Genomic DNA, 18945 nt, shown 5'->3' with positions numbered 1-18945 from the left:
GAACGGGGGTGGCAACCGATGGCGCCGCGATCACGGCGCCGGAACCGGTTCGTCGACTACCGGCCCGGGCCGCGGGGTGGCGTTGGAAATGCGTGCGATGACCGGATCGGCCCAACTGCCGGAAATTCCGTACTGATAGGTGAACGCCGCGCCGAGCGGTTCGCGCAGCAGCAGTTGCGCCACGAACATGCTCAAGCCCAACACGGGATTGATCAGGCCGTACAGCAGCGTCGCACCGCCCGCGTCCAGCTTGGGCACCACGACCACGCGCAGCTTTTGCGTTTCATGCACAAGGTCGGTGTCGCCGGCCATCATGACGGTGGCCGAAATGCCGTTCATGCGGAAGTCTTCGGTATGCGCGACGCCGCTGCGGATGGCCGCATTGCCGCGCAGGCTGTCGAACGCAAAGCCTTCACTGAAGACGTCGCGAAAGTCCAGGCTGACGCGGCGCGGCAGCGACTGCAGCGACAGCACGCCCAGCAGCTTGGCAATACCCGGGTCCGCTTTCAGGAATTGGCCCTTGCCGATGTCGAGTTCAACCGTGCCGCTCAGGGTGGGCATGTCGATCGAGTAGGGCATGCCCAGCCACGACACTTTCGAGTTGACCCTGCCCGCTCCGCCGGCGATGGTGGCCGGCAGGCCCATGCGGTCCAGGAATTTGCCGGTATCGACCAGGTCCAGAGACGCATCGAGCGTCATGCGGCGGCGCGTGGTGCGGTTATCGCCCGGCTCCACGCGCCAGACGCCCGAACCGTCCAGCGTCGCATCGTCATTCTTGACGGTCAGGTGGCGCAGCTGCCATTCCAGCCCGCGGTCGACCGTCTGCGCCTGGACTTCGAGCCGGCCCAGCGACTTGCCATACAGGTCGAACCGGTCGGCGATCAGGTCCACTTCGGGCACGTCGACCGGCTTGGGGTCGGCCACGATGTCGCTGCCGTCACCCGCGCCCGGTTCGTCTTGCACCACCAGTCGGCGCAGGCGCGCGGTCAGTTTGCCGGCGATGCCGTCCGGGCCTTCATTCCACGACAGGCGGCCCGCCACCTGGTCAGAGTCGATGTCGACACGCCAGTCGCCGGTTTCGACCTGCGCGGGCTGGGCGGCGGGCAAGGCGGTCGGCGGCAGCCGGGGCGGGGCCGCGCCCTGGCGGGCGGCGTACAGGGTGACGTTGTCCAGGTGCCGGCCGTGCAGTTGCAGGGACCCGGTCTTGAGGTTGACGCGATTCAGGCTGAACAGCCGGGCGGTGGCGGGATCCAGGGCGGTCGCTACCGGCGCAGGCGCGGGCGACACGAATTCGGCCATAACCGTGCGCCAGCGATCCACATCCAGCACGGGCAGATCGATGGCCAGCCCGAAGCCCGGTCCCGACAGGGTGGCCGCGCGGTTCACACCCAGTGCGCCGCGCAACCCTCGCAACTGGCCACTGCCTAGGGTCAGGTCCCGTTCAATGTGCAGATTGACCAGGCTGCCGCCCACACTGGCCGCCAGCCAGTCGCCGTTGGCGCCGGCCTGCTCTTGCGGGCCCCATTCGGCGCGCAAGGGCAACGAGTCGGCAGGCGCCTTGCGCAGCGGCACGGGCAAGTCCAGGCCCAGGCCCTGCAGGGTGGACTCGATCACGGCGCGCGGCGGCTTGCCGGTCGCAACCTGCACGGTGGCGCGGTAGGCCGCCTGCCCGCTCAGGCGCGTCATGCCCGGCGCGGGCCACAAGGTCTGCAGGCCGCGCGCCGGCACCGTGCCGCTCGCCACCAGTTCATTGACGCCATTGGCGCCTGGCCCGCCCGACAGCGTGACCGGGCCTTCAAGCAGCGTGCCGGTCACGTCCTTGGGGGAAATCCCATCATTGGAAAAATGCAGCGTGCCGGCAAGCCGGCTCAGGGGCGGACTGTCCGCATTGAAGCGGAAGGTGTTGCCGGCCAGCTGGATGTCGCCTTCGACGCGCACAAAATCGACGTGCTCGAGTGGCAGCCGCAGGCTGAGCGGCACCACCAGGTTGCCGGTCGCGCTGGCGTCGTTCAGAACCTGGCCGCCCGTACGCGCCAGAGGCGTCTCGCGCACGAAGCGCAGGAAGTCGGTGGCCGTACCCCGCGCCTCGGTATCGAGCTCGAGCAGCGGGGCTTTTTCCAGATGGGCGATACGAACGTCGGACTCGCCCAGGATGACCGAGGAATCCGGCGCCGTCCGCACCTTGCCGCCCCGCGTGCGCAGCGCCATCGATACGCGATCGAACACGAAATCCCCGGCGATGTCGTCGATGGGCGGCCAGATATCGGGCTTGCCCATCGCGGAACCGGCCGCTTCCAGCGTCACGCCCTGGAACTTGCCGGCCACATGGAATTCGCCCGCCTTGCCGTCTCCATACGGAAAATCGGCCAGGTCGCCCTTGACGCGGAAGTCGACGTCGGACGCGGTGCCAGCCAGCAAGGCGTTCCTGAGCCAGACGCGCACGTCGTCGGGCACGACTGTGGGTATGAAACGATGCACGTCGCGTGGATCGGCGCGGGTCAGCTGCCCGCTCAGGTCCAGCGAGCCTGCCGGGGTGCGGCCGCGCGCGGTCCAGGTCGCCTGCACATGGCCCCGATTGCGTGCCTGCTCGAATTCGACCTTGGACATCGTGACGGTCATGGGCCCCTGTTCGGGCCGGTCGATCCGAATGTCGCCGACCAGCCGCTGCACGGGTACAAGGGGCGCTGCAAACACGCCTGGCAGGGTCAGGGTGAGGTCGGACGCGTCGATGGACAGCGTGGCGGCGCGCGGACCGGCGTCCAGCGTGCCGCTCAGGTTGGTGACGCCCGGGCGCTGCGCGTGGTGGACGTCTTTGCCGGTCGGCACCGGCGCGGCCGTCAGGGACAGGCCGGAAAAGCGGGTCTGCAGGTGAAACGTGTGCAAAGGGAAATCGCCGGCGCGACTTGCAGGCGCCGACGCGACAGCGGGCGGAGATGCAACAGCGGGCGCCGATGCGGTTGGCGAGGCCCCGCCGGCAGCCGGCAGCACCTTCAGCGGGTCTCCCTGCCATGTCAGGATCACGTCATCCAGCCGCCCCGCGGGCTGGGCCTGCGCAATGCGCGTGCGGGTCGTCTCGGGCAAGGGCAGGCTAGGCGCCATGTCGCGGAGCGCGCCCAGCGACAGCATCGGCATCCGCAACTCCCCGGCATCGGTGTCGGCGGCGTAGCTGGCCGTGACCGTGCCCGGCGTCATGGCCTCGCCCGCGCCGATCTGCATGCGCGGGTGGGTCAGGGTCACGCGGTGGCCGGAGGCATCCTTGCCGGCGTCCACCCGGGCCACCAGATCCCGCAAGGGCAAGGCGGGCTGGCCGTGCACCAGTTGCAGGTCGAGATCATGCAGGGCCACGTCGGCCAGCACATGGTGCACCCGCCCATCGCGAAAATCGGCCCACCCACGCAGCGCGCCGTAGCCATTGAGCACCGTCTGCGACAGCGGCAACCACGACCGCCATTCCAGCAGGTCGATGAAATCGGCGTTGCCGTAGATCGTGCCGCGCCAGCGCGTCATGTCAGTCGGCTGGGTTTCGAACAGGCGGTGGGAAAACTCGGCGCGCACGTCGATGGTGGAGGCCAGGGCCGGCGGCGGCGTGGCGAGCAGCGCCGCACGGTGCCGCCGGCCGTTGTTGCGCAGCCTGAACGCGACGTCGTGAAAGTCCAGCGCCGGCGCGTCGGCCATTTCGTCCAGCCAGCGTACGGTGCCGCCACGCATGGACACGTCGCGCTGCGCCAGCAGCCATCGGCTGGCCTCATGCGATCCGGGTTCATGCGGGTCGAACGACACCCCCGCAACCCAGATGCGGCCGCCGCTATCGCGCCGGATATCGATGTGGGGCGCCTCGAGCTGCAATTGCAGCAGACGCGGTTCGAAGACCAGCAGGCTGCGCCACGAAAACAGGGTGGCGATGCGCGGCAAGGCCAGGGCGACCCGCCCTTGGGCATCGAGCACGTCGACATCGCGCAGCACCAGCCGGGGGTGCAGTCCCATCCAGTTGGCGTCGATGGCGCCAATGCGTACCGGCACGCCGGCCTGCCGGCTGACCAGCCGCTCGAGCGTCGGCCGGTAGTCGTCGATCGCGGGCAGCACCACGTACCGGAGCGCGATCACGGCGAACGCGAACAGGAAGTAGCCGGCCAGCAGCAACAACAGGGCGGGTCGAACGACGAGACGGTACAGAGGAGACAGACGCACGTAGGAAGGACAGGGGAGGATGCGGCGGTCCGGGCAGGCCGGATCGGAGGCTGAGGCGAAGCTTACCGCGTAGAACCTGGCTTATGCTGCTACAGATCAAAAACAGCGTAACGAGAGACAATCGTGTCAGCGGATAGGCCACACCGAAGCGGCCACTTCCGCCATGACCGTCTGTTCACGCCAGTCTATTTATGCTTTTGACGAGACCGCCCATGTCAGATTCTTCCCTTCTTGCTCCCGCCCTGGCCTGGTCCGGCCACCTGCGGCGGCGCCTGAACGCGCAGCCCAAGTGGGCGGACGGCCTGGCCGACGGCGCGCAGGACCCGCTCACCGGCGAGACGCTGACCACCTGGTTCGAAGAACTGTGCGCGCGCCGGGGCGTCGCGCCGGCCGGCCCGCTGCCCGTGGCCGATTGCCGGGCCGTGCTGCGCCAACTGCGCGAACGGGTGTTCTGCACGATCATGATTCGCGACCTGGGCGGCCTGGCGCCGCTGGAAGAAGTCGTGACGGCCATGACGCGCCTGGCGGATCTGGCCATTACGCAGGCCTACCGCAGCGTGGCCGCCGAACTGGCCGAGGTGCACGGCATTCCGCGCGAGATCGCCAGCGGCCTGCCCCAGGAGATGCTGATCGTCGGCATGGGCAAGCTGGGCGGCGAAGAGTTGAATGTGTCGTCCGACATCGACCTGGTCATGCTGTATGGGGACGAAGGCGAAACCGATGGCCGCCGGCCCATCTCGCATCACGAGTTCTACGGCCGGCTGACTCGGCGGATGATGCCGGTGATTTCCGAGATCGACGCCGACGGGCACGTGTTCCGGACCGACCTGCGGCTGCGGCCCGATGGCGATTCCGGACCGCTGGCCTGGAGCCTGGATGCGTTCGAGAACTATCTGGTCTCGCAGGGCCGGGAGTGGGAACGGTATGCGTGGCTGAAGGCGCGGCGGATCGAGGTGTCGGCGTTCGAGGGCAGCGACGTGTCGTCCCAGGCGGCCCAGCTGGAAGCGCTGCGCCGGCCGTTTGTCTACCGCAAGTATTTCGACTTTGACGCGTTGGCGGCCCTGCGCGGCCTGCGCGAACGCATTCGCGAAGACTGGAACCGGCGGGCGTTCAAGGGGTCGGGGCCGGACACCACGCAGGCCGACAATATCAAGCTGGGCGAAGGCGGCATCCGCGAAATCGAGTTCGTGGTGCAACTGTCGCAGCTGATACGCGGCGGGCGACAGCCGTCGCTGCAGACGCGGGGGCTGCTGGCGGCCCTGCGCGTCGAAACCGATACCGGACTGGTGTCGCACGGGGATTCGGCGCGCCTGGAAGCGGCCTACCGCTTTTTGCGCCGGACCGAACACGCCCTGCAATACCGGGAAGATCAGCAGACCCACCTGCTGCCGCACGAGCCCGATCGCCGCCTGGACCTGGCCCGCGCGATGGGCTTCGAGACGCTGGATGCCTTCGAGGCGGAACTGGCCGGGCACCGGCAGTTCGTCGAACAGACCTTCAGGGATGTGTTCGGGCGCCAGGGCGTGGTGGCCGGGGTAGTGCCCAATGGCGACCCGGCGCCATCAGGCCCGGCCTGCGCTGACGCCAACGGTAACTACCCGCCCGACAACGACGGCGTTCCGCTGCTGGCCTGCGATCCCTCTGCGGCCGATTCCGACCCCGAAACGGTACTGGCCATGCATTTGCGCCTGCACCTGCCGGCGCTGGAAGCCGACCTGCTTCCGCGGGGGCTGGCCATGCTCAATGGCAGCCGCATCCGCACCCTGTCGGACGCCAGCCGCCGCCGGCTGTCCGCCCTGCTTCCGGCCGTGATCCAGGCCGCGGCGCTCACCAAGGCGCCGGGCCCCGCGTTCTTGCGGATGTCCGACCTGATTGAAAACATTGCGCAGCGCAGCGCCTACATGGCCTTGTTGACGGAATTTCCCGACACCCTGGCCCGGGTCGCACGCATCATGGCTGCCAGCGAATGGGCGGCGCAGTATCTGATCCGTCACCCCATCCTGCTGGACGAACTGCTGGACTGGCGCACCTTGCTGGCCCCGCCGAATTTCGACCAGATCGCCCAGGCCCTGAGCAACGACCTGGACCGCTGCGTGATCGAAGGCACGCCGCCCACGCCGGATATCGAACGGCAGATGAACATCATGCGCGACGTGCAGCGCCAGTGGGGCTTCCACTTGCTGGCGCAGGACCTGGAAGGCAAGCTGACGGTGGAACGCCTGGGCGACTTCCTGTCCATGCTGGCCGACTTGCTGCTGCGCGAGACCCTGAAGCGCGTTTGGCCGCAGGTGTCGCGCGATGGCGGCGCGTCGCCCGCACGCTTTGCCGTGATCGCCTACGGCAAGCATGGCGGCAAGGAAATGGGCTATGCGTCGGACCTGGACCTGGTGTTCCTGTTCGAAGACAGCCGGGAAGACGCCGGCGAGGTCTACGCCCGCTTCGGCCAGCGCATTCTGTCGTGGCTGGGGTCCCTGACTGCGTCGGGCCGGCTGTATGAAATCGACCTGCGGCTGCGGCCCGACGGCCAGGCCGGGCTGATGGTGATTTCTACCGAGGCCTTCGAGCGCTATCAGAAGGAACACGCGTGGCCGTGGGAACACCAGGCCATCACACGGGCCCGCTTCGCAGTGGGTGATCCGCATGTGGGTGCTCGCTTCGAAGCAATCCGCCGGCAAGTGATGCTGATGCCGCGCGATCCCGACAAGCTGGCGCGCGACGTGATCGACATGCGCAAGAAGATGAACGAAGGGCACGTGAACCGCACGCCCCTGTTCGATCTGAAGCACGATCCGGGCGGCATGGTGGATGTCGAATTCGTGACGCAATACCTGGTGCTGCGCTACGCGGCCGACCACCCGCGCCTGCTGGAAAACCTGGGCAACATCACGCTGCTGCGCCTGGCCGCCGAGGCCGGCCTGCTGCCGCAGCCGCTGGCCATGCGCGCCGGCGACGCCTACCGCACCTTGCGGCGCGAGCAGCACGCGCTGCGGTTGCAGGGGCTGGACAAGGCACGGGTGCCGCAGGACATGCTGACGGTGGAACGCGCCGCAGTCATCGAACTATGGGAGACGGTGATGGGGCCGCGGCAGGCGGCGACGCCTTGAGGCGTTGACGAGGCCGCAGCCAGAGCGGCCTGCTACCCCAGCATCGCCCGAAGCGCCCACAGCGCCAGCATCCCCGCCACGATCATGGCGACCGTGCTGCGCGTCATGACCATGGCGACCACGCCAAACGCGGCCGCGATCACCTTGATGTCGAACATCGGGCCGGTCACCGGCGACCACGGCAGCAGGTCGGGCACGATGATGGCGACCAGGGCCGCGGCCGGGGCGTAGCGCAAGGCGCGGCGCACCACGTCGGGCAAGGGCAGCCGGTCGCCCAGCAGCATGAAGCTGGCCCGCGTCACGGCCGTGCACAGGCCGAGAGCGATGATCGCGAGCCACACGTAAAAGGTGTCGTTGATCGGCGGAAAGATGGCCGGGGTCATGATGCGGCTCCGGTGCGCCCGGCGCTGCGGGCTTCTGCCCGTTCCACCAGCATGCCGGCCGTCACGCCGGCGATTACCGCCGCGACGAGCCCCAGCCGCAGCGGCAACGGTTGCCCGGCCCACCCGACCACGGCAGCCGCAACGATCGCGGCCAGCACCGGCCGGCCCTTGGCCATCGGCACCACGATCGACATCAGCGCCAGCACGGCCGCGAATTCAAGCGACCATGCCGCCGGAATCAGCGCCCCTACCACCACCCCGACGATCGACGAGACCTGCCAGACCAGCCAGTTGCCCACCGCCACGCCCCAGAAGAAGCCGGTCTGTTCCGCCGTGCCCTTGACGGGTGCGTCGCTGTAGCGGGGCATGAACAGCACGAAGCCGATGTCGCTCGAAAAGTAGCCCATGACCAGCCGCTTCCAGGCGCCATAGCGTCGGAAGAAGGGATGGAAGGCAGCCGAAAAGATCACGAAGCGCAGATTGACCACGAACGAGGCCAGGAAGATCAGCCAGATCGGCGCGCCGGCCAGAATCAGCGGCAGCGAGGTCAACTGCGCGGATCCGGCATACACCACCAGGGTCATGCCCAGCGCCAGGGATTGCGTGAGCCCCACCTTGACCATGGCGACGCCGGTCACCAGGCCCCACACGCCGATCGCCAGCGACGCGGGGGCCAGCGCGCGCACGCCGTCCTTGAACGCGGCGCGCTGCACCTGACGGATCTCGTCGGGCGTCCGGGCAGCGTCCGGATGCGGGGAACCCGCGGCGTCCGACAACGGGGAAAGCGTGGAAGGGTCTCGGCCGGCAGCGGGCGATGCGCTGTCGTTCTTGTGCAAATCTGGGGAAGGCATGATGGGTGCAGCGGGGGGTGGGCGCAGCAGATTGTACTAGGCGGTGTACTGGGCACTGCAGGGCCGACCTGTCGGCAAAACCACGGTCGCCCTAGCGGCTGTGCCCCGAAAAAGCAAATTGCCGCCTTGGTTGCTACAATACTCGGCTAATTTCGGAGATCCAACATGTCGATGGCAGACCGCGACGGCTTCATCTGGTACGACGGCAAGCTCGTACCCTGGCGTGAAGCCAATACCCACGTGCTCACACACTCCCTGCACTATGGGTTGGCGGTATTCGAGGGTGTACGTGCGTACAAGACGGAATCGGGCACCTCGATTTTCCGTGTCAAGGAACATACCGACCGCCTGGTCAACTCTGGCCGCATCTATCAGATGGCCCTGCCCTACAGCAAGGAACAGCTGATCGAAGCCCAGAAGGAAGTGATCCGCGCGAACAAGCTCGAGTCCTGCTATCTGCGTCCGATTGCCTTCTACGGCTCCGAAAAGATGGGTGTCTCGCCCAAGGGCGCGAAGGTCCACGTTGCGATCGCCGCCTGGGAATGGGGTGCCTACCTGGGCGCCGAAGGCCTCGAAAAGGGCATTCGCGTCAAGACTTCGTCGTTCGCCCGCCATCACGTGAACGTGACGATGCCGCGCGCCAAGCTCGCCTCGACCTACGCCAACTCGATCCTGGCCAACATGGAAGCGACCGAGAACGGCTACGACGAAGCCCTGCTGCTGGACACCGACGGCTTCGTGGCCGAAGGCGCCGGCGAGAACGTCTTCATCGTGCGTGACGGCGTGATCTACGAACCGGAAATCGCATCGGCGCTGTCGGGCATCACCCGCGCGACGGTGTATTCGCTGGCCGAAGACCTGGGCCTGAAGATCGTCAGCAAGCGCCTGACGCGCGATGACATCTACATTGCCGACGAAGCGTTCTTCAGCGGTACCGCCGCCGAAATCACGCCGATCCGCGAACTGGATAACCGCACGATCGGCGAAGGCCGCCGCGGTCCCGTCACCGAACGCCTGCAAAGCGCCTTCTTCGAACTGGTCGCGGGCCGCAATCCCAAGTACCAACACTGGCTCACGCAGGTCTGACCAGGAGTCAACCATGTCTGATGTGAATGCGCCCACCGGCGTCATCGAAGTCGATGCCGAGGATCTGCCCATTTCCTGCCCCGGCCCGCACACGCCACTCTGGAACATGCACCCCAAGGTGTTCCTTGACGTTGCGACCACCGGCGCGGCCATGTGCTCGTACTGTGGCCAGGAATACCGGCTCAAGCCAGGCGCCAAGGTCCACGGCCACTGAGGCCTGACGCTCCTGGCACGGGCTTGCGCCCACCGCTCAGCCCGACCGCAACGGCCAGCCCCGGACTTCCGGGGCTTGTCGTTTCATCGGCGCCCCTCCGGCTTGCCGGACGCGCTTCATCTCTACAGGAATCTTTCGTGCAGCAAAACGACCATATCCTGACGCTCGCTTGCCCGGACTCGATCGGGATCGTCTTTCACGTTTCGGAATTCCTGTTTGAACGTGGCTGCAACATCCTGGATTCGCAGCAGTTCGGCGACAAGGATACGGGGCTGTTCTTCCTGCGAGTGCACTTCGAGATGCCCGCCGCCATGACGGCGGCCGACATCCAGGCGCAGTTCGTGACCGTCGCGACGCGCTTCAGCATGCAGTGGCAGATCCGCGATGCGCAGCGCAAGTCGCGCGTCATGCTCATGGTCAGCAAGCATGGGCATTGCCTGAACGACCTGCTGTTCCGGGTCAAGAGCGGCCAGTTGCCGATCGAGATCCCGGCGATCGTATCCAACCATCCCGACTTTGCGCTGCTGTCGGCGTCCTATGGCATCCCGTTCTATCACCTGCCCGTCGTCAATGGCGACAAGGCGCAACAGGAACGCCAGGTGCTGCAGATCGCGGAACGCGAAAAGATCGACCTGGTGGTGCTGGCGCGCTACATGCAGATTTTGTCGAGCGAGATGTGCGAGGCGCTGTCGGGCCGCGCCATCAACATCCATCACAGCTTCTTGCCCAGCTTCAAGGGCGCGCGCCCGTACTACCAGGCGCATGAACGCGGCGTGAAGCTGATCGGCGCCACGGCGCATTACGTGACGGCCGACCTGGACGAAGGTCCGATCATCGAGCAGGACATTGCCCGGGTGGATCACAGCATGTCGCCCGAAACGCTCACTGCCGTCGGCCGCGACGTCGAATGCCTGGTGCTCTCGCGTGCGGTACGCTGGCATGTCGAGCACCGTATCCTGTTGAACGGTCACAAGACCATCGTGTTCCGCTGATCATGACGCCACGCAAAACCAATCTGTTCGCCACCCCCGACGAAGCCGAGCACGCTTTTTACGAAGCGCTCGAAAAGGGCGATCTGGCCCAGCTGATGGAAGTCTGGTCGGATGACGACGAAGTCGTCTGCATCCACCCGGGCGGCCAGCGCCTGATCGGCCATGACGCCGTGCAGAGCTCCTGGCAGGAAATCCTGAGCAACGCGCCGGTGCCGATCCGGCCGACGCGCCAGCACGCCATGCAGAGCATGATGAATGCGGTCCATACCGTGGTCGAGCAACTGACCGTCGACACGGAACAGGGCCAGCAGATCGTCAATTGTTATGCGACCAACGTGTTCCACAAGGGCACGGCGGGCTGGCGGCTGGTGCTGCATCATTCGTCGCAGGCCCCGGACGATCTTGGCCCCACCGATCGTCAGGACATGCCCGACCTGCTGCACTGAGCAGCCGATCGCGACGCATGCCCGCGCTCCTGGACACCGCGCCCTGCCCTAGCCCCCGCTGGTTGCCCGAAGGTCACAGTCAGACGATCTTCGCGGCGCTGTTTGCCCGTCACCATCATGCATCGTTCGTGCGCGAACGTGTCGACACGCCCGATGGCGACTTCATCGATCTGGACTGGACCGCGCCGGGCCTGGTGCCTGCCGCGGCCGCCGCGTCGGGCGCCCGCCTGCCCGACCCCCTGCCGCAGCCGACCGATAACGCACTGGTCTTGTTCCACGGACTGGAAGGCAGCAGCCGCAGTCCCTACGCGCAAGCCATGACGCAGTACTTCCGATCCCGCGGCTGGACGGTGGTCGTGCCGCATTTTCGCGGGTGTTCGGGCGAGCCCAACCGCTTGCCGCGCGCCTACCATTCCGGCGACTCCAAAGAGATCGGTTTCATGCTGGACACCGTGCGCCGCCGGCTGCCCGACGCACGCTGGCATGCCGTGGGCGTGTCGCTGGGCGGCAATGCCCTGCTCAAGCACCTGGGCGAAGCGGGCGCCGCGGCCCGCTGGCTGACGGCGGCGGCAGGCATCTCCGCGCCCGTGGACCTGATGGCGGGGGGGACGACGCTGGGCACGGGCTTCGTCAACCGGCAGGTGTACACGCAAATGTTCCTGCGCACGCTCAAGACCAAGACGCTGCAGAAGTCGCAGATGTTTCCCGGCACGATCGATATCCTGCGGGTGGCCAATGCACGTGATCTGTACGAGTTCGACGACGCCTACACCGCCCCCGTGCACGGCTTTGCGGGCGCGGCCGACTACTGGACGCGGGCGTCGAGCAAGCCCGTGCTGGTCGATATTGCCGTGCCGACCCTGGTGCTGAACGCGCGCAACGATCCCTTCCTGCCCGGTCGTTACCTGCCGGGCACGCACGAAGCGTCGAACCAGGTCCTGCTGCACCAGCCGGCCCAGGGCGGCCATGTCGGCTTTTCCAGCGGCCGCTTTCCTGGCAACCTGAACTGGTTGCCGCAGCGCATTGCCACGTATTTTCGTACCGGCGCGTAGGCGCTGTCCTGTGCCAGCACAGCCACGTCCCGCCGCCCGCCATCCCGGAGCCCCACATGAACTCCGATGACCTTGCCTGCTTTGCCCGCGTCGTTGCCTGCGGCAGTTTTTCGCGTGCGGCGGTGGAACTGGGCAGCGACCAGTCCACCATCAGCCGGCAGATGGCGCGGCTGGAAACCCAGGCACGCACCCGCCTGTTCCACCGCAGCGGCCGCGGGGTCGAACTGACCGAACCTGGCCGCCTGCTGCTGGCCCACGCGCAACGCGTGGCCGCCGCGCTCGATGACGCGCAGCGCACGCTACAGGCTTGCGCCGACGACGGCCCCGCGCAGATCGTGATTGCGGCGCAACCCACCATCGCCAACACCACCTTTGCCGCCGTGGGCAAGGCGCTGCTGCGGCAGTTTCCGCGCACGCGCCTGCGTTTCGTTGAAGGGCTGGGGACGCATATGGTGGGCTGGCTGGCGTCGGGCGAGATCGACATCGCGATCCTGTACCTGCCCGCGCACGCCGGCGGGCTGGAAGTGGATCTGCTGCTGCACGAACAGTTATGTCTGGTCGGGCCGCCCGGGGACCCTGCCATGACGGGCGAATGGCCGCTGCGTGCCCTGGCCGACGTGCCGCTGATCCTGCCCGGCACGCCGCACGGCTTGCGCTTGCTGGCCGAATCGCTGGCAAGCCGGCTGGGCATCACGCTGAACGTGGCGCTGGAGTGTGATGCGTCCACCAGCGTGACCAAACGGCTGGTGCAGGAAGGCTGCGGCTACACGCTGCTGCCGCTGGCCGCGGTCAGTGATGAATTGGCGTCCGGCAGGCTCACCGCGGTCTCGCTGGCGGATCCGGCGCCGCAGCGGGACGTCGCGCTCGCGACATCCCGCAACCGGCCGCCCGTGGCGGAACAGTGGGACATCACCCGGATCATCCGGCGCGAAGTGCAGACCATCGTGGCGAATGGTGGTTGGCCCGGGGCGACGTTGATCGAGCAGAAGTAGACACACTTGCGGTCGATCAGGGTGCGCTTGTCCCACGCCAGAGCCGCCTACTTGCCGCGGGATGCATCCAGCGCATACCTGATCTGCGCCAGAATCATGGCGGCGGACGCCAACCCTGTCCACAATGGCGGCTGTCGGCGCACTGCGCCTCTACCCTGCCTTGCTGGACGCCCCTTCATGACCGCCTCTTCCGCCGCATCCCGTTCCGCCGCCTCTGACGCCACCACTGCCCGCTCTGGCGGCCAACTGCTGGTCGATGCGCTTGCCGTGCAAGGCGTCGACCGCGTGTTCTGCGTACCGGGAGAAAGCTACCTGGACGTGCTGGACGCGCTGTACGCCCATCCCGACATCGAAACCATCGTCACCAAACATGAAGGCGCCGCCGCCAACATGGCCGAGGCCGATGGCAAGCTCATGGGCCGCCCCGGCATCTGCTTCGTGACCCGCGGCCCCGGCGCGACGCATGCCGCCATCGGCGTCCACATCGCGCAGCAGGACTCCACGCCCATGATCCTGTTCGTCGGCCAGGCGCCGCGCGAACACCTGGGCCGCGAAGCCTTCCAGGAAGTCGACTACGCCGCCACCTTCGGCTCGATGGCCAAATGGGCCGGTCAGATCGAAGACACGGCGCGCATCCCGGAAATGATCGCCCGCGCTTTCCAGGTCGCCACGTCCGGCCGTCCGGGCCCGGTCGTGCTGGCCCTGCCGGAAGACGTGCTGGGCAACACCGCCACCGTTCCCGACACCCTGCCCTACCGGGTGCTGTCGCCCGCGCCCACCGCCGACCAGGCCGCCGACATTGCCAAGCTGCTGGCGTCCGCCAAACAGCCGCTGGTGATCGTGGGCGGCGCCAACTGGCCCGCGCAGGCCGCCGCCGACTTCAAGGCCTTTGTGCAGGCCTGGAACCTGCCCGTTGCCGCATCCTTCCGCCGCCAGGACCTGTTCGACAACCGCGACGCGCAGTACGTGGGCCACCTGAGCCTGGGCATGAACCCCGCCCTGGCCGAACGCGTGCAGACCGCCGACGTCATTCTGGCCGTCGGCACCCGGCTGGGCGAAATCAACACCGCCGCCTACACCCTGCTTGAGGTGCCGACGCCCAAGCAGCAACTGATCCACATCCACGTCGATGCCGCCGAGCTGGGCCGCGTCTACCGTCCCACTCTGGCCGTGCAGGCCGCCCCGGCGCCCGCCGCCGCCATGCTGCGTGCGCTGGACGCCCCCGCCGCCGCGGGCAGCACCCCATGGGCCGGCTGGACCGAAGCCGCGCACGCCGCCCACGTCGCCTTCAGCGCCGCACCCAAGCCCGCAGACGACTATCAAGGCGTGGTCATGGCCGACGTCATGGCGCACCTGAACGCCACGCTGCCTGACGACGCCATCCTGGCCAACGGCGCGGGCAACTACACGGTATGGGTCCACCGCTTCTACCAATTCCGCCAGCCCCGCACCAGCCTGGCCCCCGTCTGCGGCGCCATGGGCTACGGCTTCCCTGCCGCCATCGCCGCCAAGCTGCGCTACCCCGAACGTGACGTGATTGCCTTCGCCGGTGACGGCTGCTTTTTGATGTACCCGCAGGAACTCGCCACCGCCCTGCAATTCGGCGCCAATGTCGTGACGATCGTGGTCAACAACGGCATGTACGGCACGATCCGCATGCACCAGGAAAAACGCTTCCCCGGCCGCATCAGCGCCACCAAACTGCAGAACCCGGATTTTGTGGCGATGGCGTCGGCGTTTGGCGCGCATGCGGAGTTGGTTGAGAAGACCGAAGATTTTCCGGCCGCTTTCGAGCGAGCACGCAAGGCGGGCCGGCCGGCGCTGCTGGAATTGCGGGTGGATCCGAAGCAGATCACGCCGGCGGTTCGGTTGGGGTCGGTGGACTGAGGCCGACTGTTCACGGGTAGGCAGGCGCGGCCTGCATCCTTAGGAACTCGACGGCGAGCGGATCGGGGCCTACGGAGTCGAGGTAACGCCGGAACGACGCCCGGCCTGCCGGACTCAGGGATGCCATGCCCGCCTGATCCGGGCCGAAAAACGCCATCATGGCAGTCCGCAGCGACGGGTCGCCGGTGCGTTCCGGATCGGCGCGTTCAGCGCTGATCACTTCATCGATCAGCGCTTCCTGGTTTGCCGTGTCCAGATTCGGAAGGAGGGCAAACGCGTGTCGAATGAATGTTCCGGTTGACAGTCCGCCACGGTAAAACGCACGGCGAGCCAGCCGCAGGGCATCGCTGGCCTCCGCAAACTCTGAATACGACCACACGGCGGCCGTTGCGATGAGATCGTCCGGGTCCTCAGCGGCAGACATCAAGAGGGCAACGATTCTTGCATTGCGCCGCGTCACGTGGGCGTAGGGACCTTCCATTGACACCCGCCCATCGGGCAAGCCAAATTCTGGGCTGGCACTGCGGTCGGCGGTGGTTTGCACCGGTGCGGGCGACACCAGGCTGTAATCGGGTCGATACGCATCGCCGATGGCACTTACGATCACGGCCTGATTTGCCGGGCTCAGCCACCGCGTCTTGAACACTGCAATCAGCATGTCGACGCTCACCTGCCCGGGCAGCACTAACACCGCCAGCGTCATTGCCTCGGATGCCTCGTTCCAGATCACCTTGGCCAACGAGTCCCGTTCTGGCGGCCCAACCATCACGCGGGCGGGTCGTAACGATGAACTCGCTGACAGGCTCAGCGCCACGATGCTTGCGATCCAACCTGCTCTGGCAGACACCATTAACATTCCTTGATGGTCGAAGTTTTCCTCAACAGCGGCGCCGGGCAGGCATCCCCAACGCGCAACGTTCTACTGTATCGACGGGATCGATGCGCCGCACACTGTCAGTACCGTCAGGCGGAGCAACATCCCGTGACTGTCCTACAGATTTGGCAACCTGCACACGAAGGCCTGGACAGACCCTTACGGTAAGCTGGATCCCTCTCCACTCGACGGATTCTTATCATGGATGACGACGTCATCGCCGCGATGGCCCGCTGGCCGAATGTGCCCGCAGTGTGCGGGTGGCTCTCGTTGGACCGGCGCGGCCGGTGGCGGCTGCATCCGCTGGGGGATGCGGACCAGGGCGGGCCGGGCGAGCCGATCTCGAATCCGCAGATCCTGGCGTTCATGGACCGCAATTACGTGCGGGACGTGACGGGTCGCTGGTATTTCCAGAACGGGCCGCAGCGGGTGTTCGTGCGGATCGACGTCGCGCCGTTGGTATTGCGCGCGACGGGCCAGGGCGCGCAGCTGACGACGCATTCCGGGCAGGACGTGACGCAGGTGGCGCAGTGGTACGTCGATGAGGCGGGCCGGCTGTATGCGGCGACCGAGCATGGCCCCGGCGTGGTCGATGACCGGGACATGGCGGCGCTGCTGGCGGCGTTCGAACTGGCCGATGGCCGCAGCGTGCTGGATGCGCCGCCGGATTGGCTGGATGCAGCGGACGCGGCCACGATGCGCAGCAGCGCGCCGCTGGCGATTCATACCGAACCGTATGGCGCGGCGTTCTTGCAGCCGCTGGCCGAAGCGGATCGGGAACAGGTGCTGGGGTTTGTGGCGGTGCCTGCGCTGGACGGCAAGGATGGCCAGCCCAGCATGCTGACCGAGGGGATCGGCGGCGACGCGACGGGAAGGTCACACTAAGCCAGGCATGGGTCTGGACTGCACTCGCCAAACCCAGCCGGCACCCATAAAAAACGCGGCCAAGGCCGCGTTTTTTTACATTCATCGTCTATAGCAACCGATCAGCCGATCAGTCGGCTTCGATGTTGAACTCTTTGACGATCTTGGCGTAATACGCGTGGTCGTCGGCCGTCAACTTGCCCAGTGCGTCAGGCGTGCTGCTCTTGGCGAACGCGCCGAACACGCGCATCTTCGACACCACGTCAGGCATCTTCAGGATGTCGGCCATGGCGGCGTTCAGCTGCTGCACGATGGCGTCGGGCGTGCCCTTCGGCGCGTACAGGCCTTGCCATGCGGCCACGTCCACGTCCTTGTAGCCCAGCTCGCGCATCGACGGTGCGTCGGGCGCCAGCGGCGTGCGTTCGGCGGCGCCGTTGGCCAGGATGCGGATCTTGCCGGACTGCAGGTGCGGTTCGACCGGACCGTAGGTCATCCAGCTCAGCGCCACGTGGCCGCCCAGCAGGTCGTTTACCGCAGGCGCGACGCCCTTGTACGGAATGTGCGCAAGCTTGACGCCGGCAGCGCGGTTGAACACTTCACCCAGGATGTGCATGGGCGAGCCCGAACCTGGCGTGGCGTAGGTGATCGCCTTGCCGGCCTGCGCGTCTTTGACGACTTGCGGCACCGACGTGTAGCCCGAACCCTGGCTGGCGACCAGCAGCAGGGGCTGCGTAGCGGTCTGCGTGATCGGCGTGAAGTCGCGGATCGGGTTGTACGTCGTCGCGGCGTTGCTCTTGACCACCAGGGTGGCCAGCGCAAAGGTGTTGGGCGCGAGCAGCAGCGTGTAGCCGTCGGGTTTGGCGCGCGACACGAAGTTGCTGCCGATGATGCCGCTGGCGCCGCCGCGGTTTTCGATGATGACCGGCTGTCCCAGTTTCTGCGCGAGCTTTTCGCCGAACAGACGGGCCATGGCGTCGGTGTCGCCACCCACGGCGTAGGCCACCACGATGGTGACAGGCTGCGTCGGGTAGGCCGCGGCCGCGAGTGCCGGCAAGGCACTGGTCAGACCTACGGCGCCCAGGACGGCAACGGCACCCAATTTCAGGAAATGGCGTTTGTTCGACACTGCTTTACAGAGGGACATGACGGCTGCTGGTAAGTGTTTGTACGTCCGCAGCATAGCAGCACTCCGCGCCGAAATGGCCCGATTTGATGCCGGATTCAGCCTGAAAAGCTGCAAACTTGACACGATAACGACACGTCATCACAAGACGTTTCATCAAGGGAACAAAATCGCCGCTGAGCACGCTCAAGCTTGAGCAAATGGCTGACCCGGTCGACCTCGAACGACGGGAAAACCGGCCAGGTAAAAGCTGTGACAAGCGCCGTGGCCGGCCATTTTCCGGAGTGACAATGAGGGCATGCATTCACGAACAGGAAACCCCATGTCCCACCGCACCGAAAAACAGAAGATGCTGGCCGGCGAGCTGTATGTGGCGGACTGCCCGGAACTGGCGGCCGACAATCGCCGCGTGTCGGAATGGATGGCACGGTATAACGCGGCGATCGCCCTGCCGCCTGCCGAACGCCACGCGCTGCTCAAGGAAATGCTGGGCGCCGTTGGCCACCACGTGAACATCCGGCCCCCCTTCCACTGCGACTATGGCTACAACATCCGGCTGGGCGACGGCGTGTTCATGAACTTCAACTGCATCATTCTGGACGTGGTGCAGGTGACGATCGGCGACAACACGCAGATCGGACCGGGGGCGCAGATCCTGACCGCGGACCATCCGCGCGACCCCGCGCTGCGCGCGCAGATGCTGGAGTTCGGCCGTCCCATCGTGATCGGCAGGAATGTGTGGATCGGCGGCGGCGCGCTGATCATGCCGGGCGTGACGATCGGGGATGACGCCTTGATCGGCGCCGGCAGTGTGGTCACCAAGGACGTGCCCGCGGGCGCCACCGTCATGGGCAATCCAGCGCGCGTACGCGCGTGATGCGCCTGTGGC

General features: G+C 66.8%; 15 protein-coding genes. 10 read left to right on the top strand and 5 right to left on the bottom strand.

Annotated elements, in window-relative coordinates; genetic code table 11:
- Positions 1 to 30 precede the first annotated feature (30 nt).
- The gene (locus IE116_RS20350) at positions 31 to 4188 is read right to left on the bottom strand and encodes a YhdP family protein (RefSeq protein WP_189615073.1); all 4158 of its coding nucleotides are present in this window, start codon (positions 4186 to 4188) and stop codon (positions 31 to 33) included.
- Positions 4189 to 4400: 212 nt separating this feature from the next.
- On the opposite strand from IE116_RS20350, the gene glnE reads away from it, so the two are divergent.
- Positions 4401 to 7292 carry a bifunctional [glutamate--ammonia ligase]-adenylyl-L-tyrosine phosphorylase/[glutamate--ammonia-ligase] adenylyltransferase gene (gene glnE / locus IE116_RS20345; RefSeq protein ID WP_189615072.1) on the top strand — a complete coding sequence of 964 codons (2892 nt, stop codon included), beginning with the start codon at positions 4401 to 4403 and terminating at the stop codon, positions 7290 to 7292.
- Positions 7293 to 7324: 32 nt separating this feature from the next.
- Here glnE and IE116_RS20340 read toward each other — a convergent pair whose 3' ends face one another.
- Together IE116_RS20340 and IE116_RS20335 are read right to left on the bottom strand one after the other, a co-directional pair.
- Complete coding sequence (locus IE116_RS20340; RefSeq protein WP_229828605.1) at positions 7325 to 7675, bottom strand: AzlD domain-containing protein; 351 nt, start codon at positions 7673 to 7675, stop codon at positions 7325 to 7327.
- Positions 7672 to 8361 carry an AzlC family ABC transporter permease gene (locus tag IE116_RS20335; RefSeq protein ID WP_229828807.1) on the bottom strand — a complete coding sequence of 230 codons (690 nt, stop codon included), beginning with the start codon at positions 8359 to 8361 and terminating at the stop codon, positions 7672 to 7674. The genes IE116_RS20340 and IE116_RS20335 overlap by 4 nt, the downstream gene beginning before the upstream one ends.
- A gap of 330 nt (positions 8362 to 8691) precedes the next feature.
- On the opposite strand from IE116_RS20335, the gene IE116_RS20330 reads away from it, so the two are divergent.
- From IE116_RS20330 to IE116_RS20300, 7 genes are all read left to right on the top strand, one after another.
- On the top strand, positions 8692 to 9612 hold the full coding sequence (locus tag IE116_RS20330) for a branched-chain amino acid transaminase (protein ID WP_189615070.1): 921 nt from the start codon (positions 8692 to 8694) through the stop codon (positions 9610 to 9612).
- Positions 9613 to 9625: 13 nt separating this feature from the next.
- On the top strand, positions 9626 to 9826 hold the full coding sequence (locus IE116_RS20325) for a zinc-finger domain-containing protein (RefSeq protein WP_179589174.1): 201 nt from the start codon (positions 9626 to 9628) through the stop codon (positions 9824 to 9826).
- A 137-nt stretch (positions 9827 to 9963) separates the two neighbouring features.
- Positions 9964 to 10818, top strand: a complete 855-nt coding sequence (purU, locus tag IE116_RS20320) for a formyltetrahydrofolate deformylase (RefSeq protein ID WP_189615069.1) — start codon at positions 9964 to 9966, stop codon at positions 10816 to 10818.
- A gap of 23 nt (positions 10819 to 10841) precedes the next feature.
- Entirely contained in the window at positions 10842 to 11264 is a 423-nt protein-coding gene (locus tag IE116_RS20315) for a YybH family protein (RefSeq protein ID WP_189615814.1), read from the top strand.
- A gap of 17 nt (positions 11265 to 11281) precedes the next feature.
- A complete protein-coding gene (locus IE116_RS20310) occupies positions 11282 to 12316 on the top strand; it encodes a YheT family hydrolase (RefSeq protein WP_189615068.1) in 1035 nt (344 codons plus the stop codon).
- A gap of 56 nt (positions 12317 to 12372) precedes the next feature.
- Entirely contained in the window at positions 12373 to 13308 is a 936-nt protein-coding gene (locus IE116_RS20305; RefSeq protein ID WP_189615067.1) for a LysR family transcriptional regulator, read from the top strand.
- A 177-nt stretch (positions 13309 to 13485) separates the two neighbouring features.
- Positions 13486 to 15195 carry a thiamine pyrophosphate-binding protein gene (locus IE116_RS20300; RefSeq protein WP_189615066.1) on the top strand — a complete coding sequence of 570 codons (1710 nt, stop codon included), beginning with the start codon at positions 13486 to 13488 and terminating at the stop codon, positions 15193 to 15195.
- Positions 15196 to 15205: 10 nt separating this feature from the next.
- Here the strand turns inward: IE116_RS20300 and IE116_RS20295 are convergent, their stop codons facing one another.
- Positions 15206 to 15934 carry a hypothetical protein gene (locus tag IE116_RS20295; RefSeq protein WP_189615065.1) on the bottom strand — a complete coding sequence of 243 codons (729 nt, stop codon included), beginning with the start codon at positions 15932 to 15934 and terminating at the stop codon, positions 15206 to 15208.
- Positions 15935 to 16270: 336 nt separating this feature from the next.
- Here IE116_RS20295 and IE116_RS20290 point away from each other — a divergent pair, with 336 nt between their 5' ends.
- Positions 16271 to 16954 (top strand): DUF2946 family protein, encoded by a 684-nt coding sequence (locus IE116_RS20290; RefSeq protein ID WP_189615064.1) that lies wholly within the window; start codon positions 16271 to 16273, stop codon positions 16952 to 16954.
- A gap of 109 nt (positions 16955 to 17063) precedes the next feature.
- Here the strand turns inward: IE116_RS20290 and IE116_RS20285 are convergent, their stop codons facing one another.
- Entirely contained in the window at positions 17064 to 18077 is a 1014-nt protein-coding gene (locus tag IE116_RS20285) for a Bug family tripartite tricarboxylate transporter substrate binding protein (RefSeq protein WP_229828602.1), read from the bottom strand.
- A 301-nt stretch (positions 18078 to 18378) separates the two neighbouring features.
- Between IE116_RS20285 and IE116_RS20280 the strand changes: the two genes are divergently transcribed.
- The gene (locus IE116_RS20280) at positions 18379 to 18933 is read left to right on the top strand and encodes a sugar O-acetyltransferase (RefSeq protein ID WP_189615062.1); all 555 of its coding nucleotides are present in this window, start codon (positions 18379 to 18381) and stop codon (positions 18931 to 18933) included.
- Positions 18934 to 18945 lie beyond the last annotated feature (12 nt).

Source organism: Pigmentiphaga litoralis (assembly GCF_014651835.1).
GTDB classification, from domain to species: domain Bacteria; phylum Pseudomonadota; class Gammaproteobacteria; order Burkholderiales; family Burkholderiaceae_B; genus Pigmentiphaga; species Pigmentiphaga litoralis.
The sequence above is the reverse complement of the archived record's forward strand: the minus strand, read 5'-3'. Positions and strand labels throughout refer to the sequence as shown.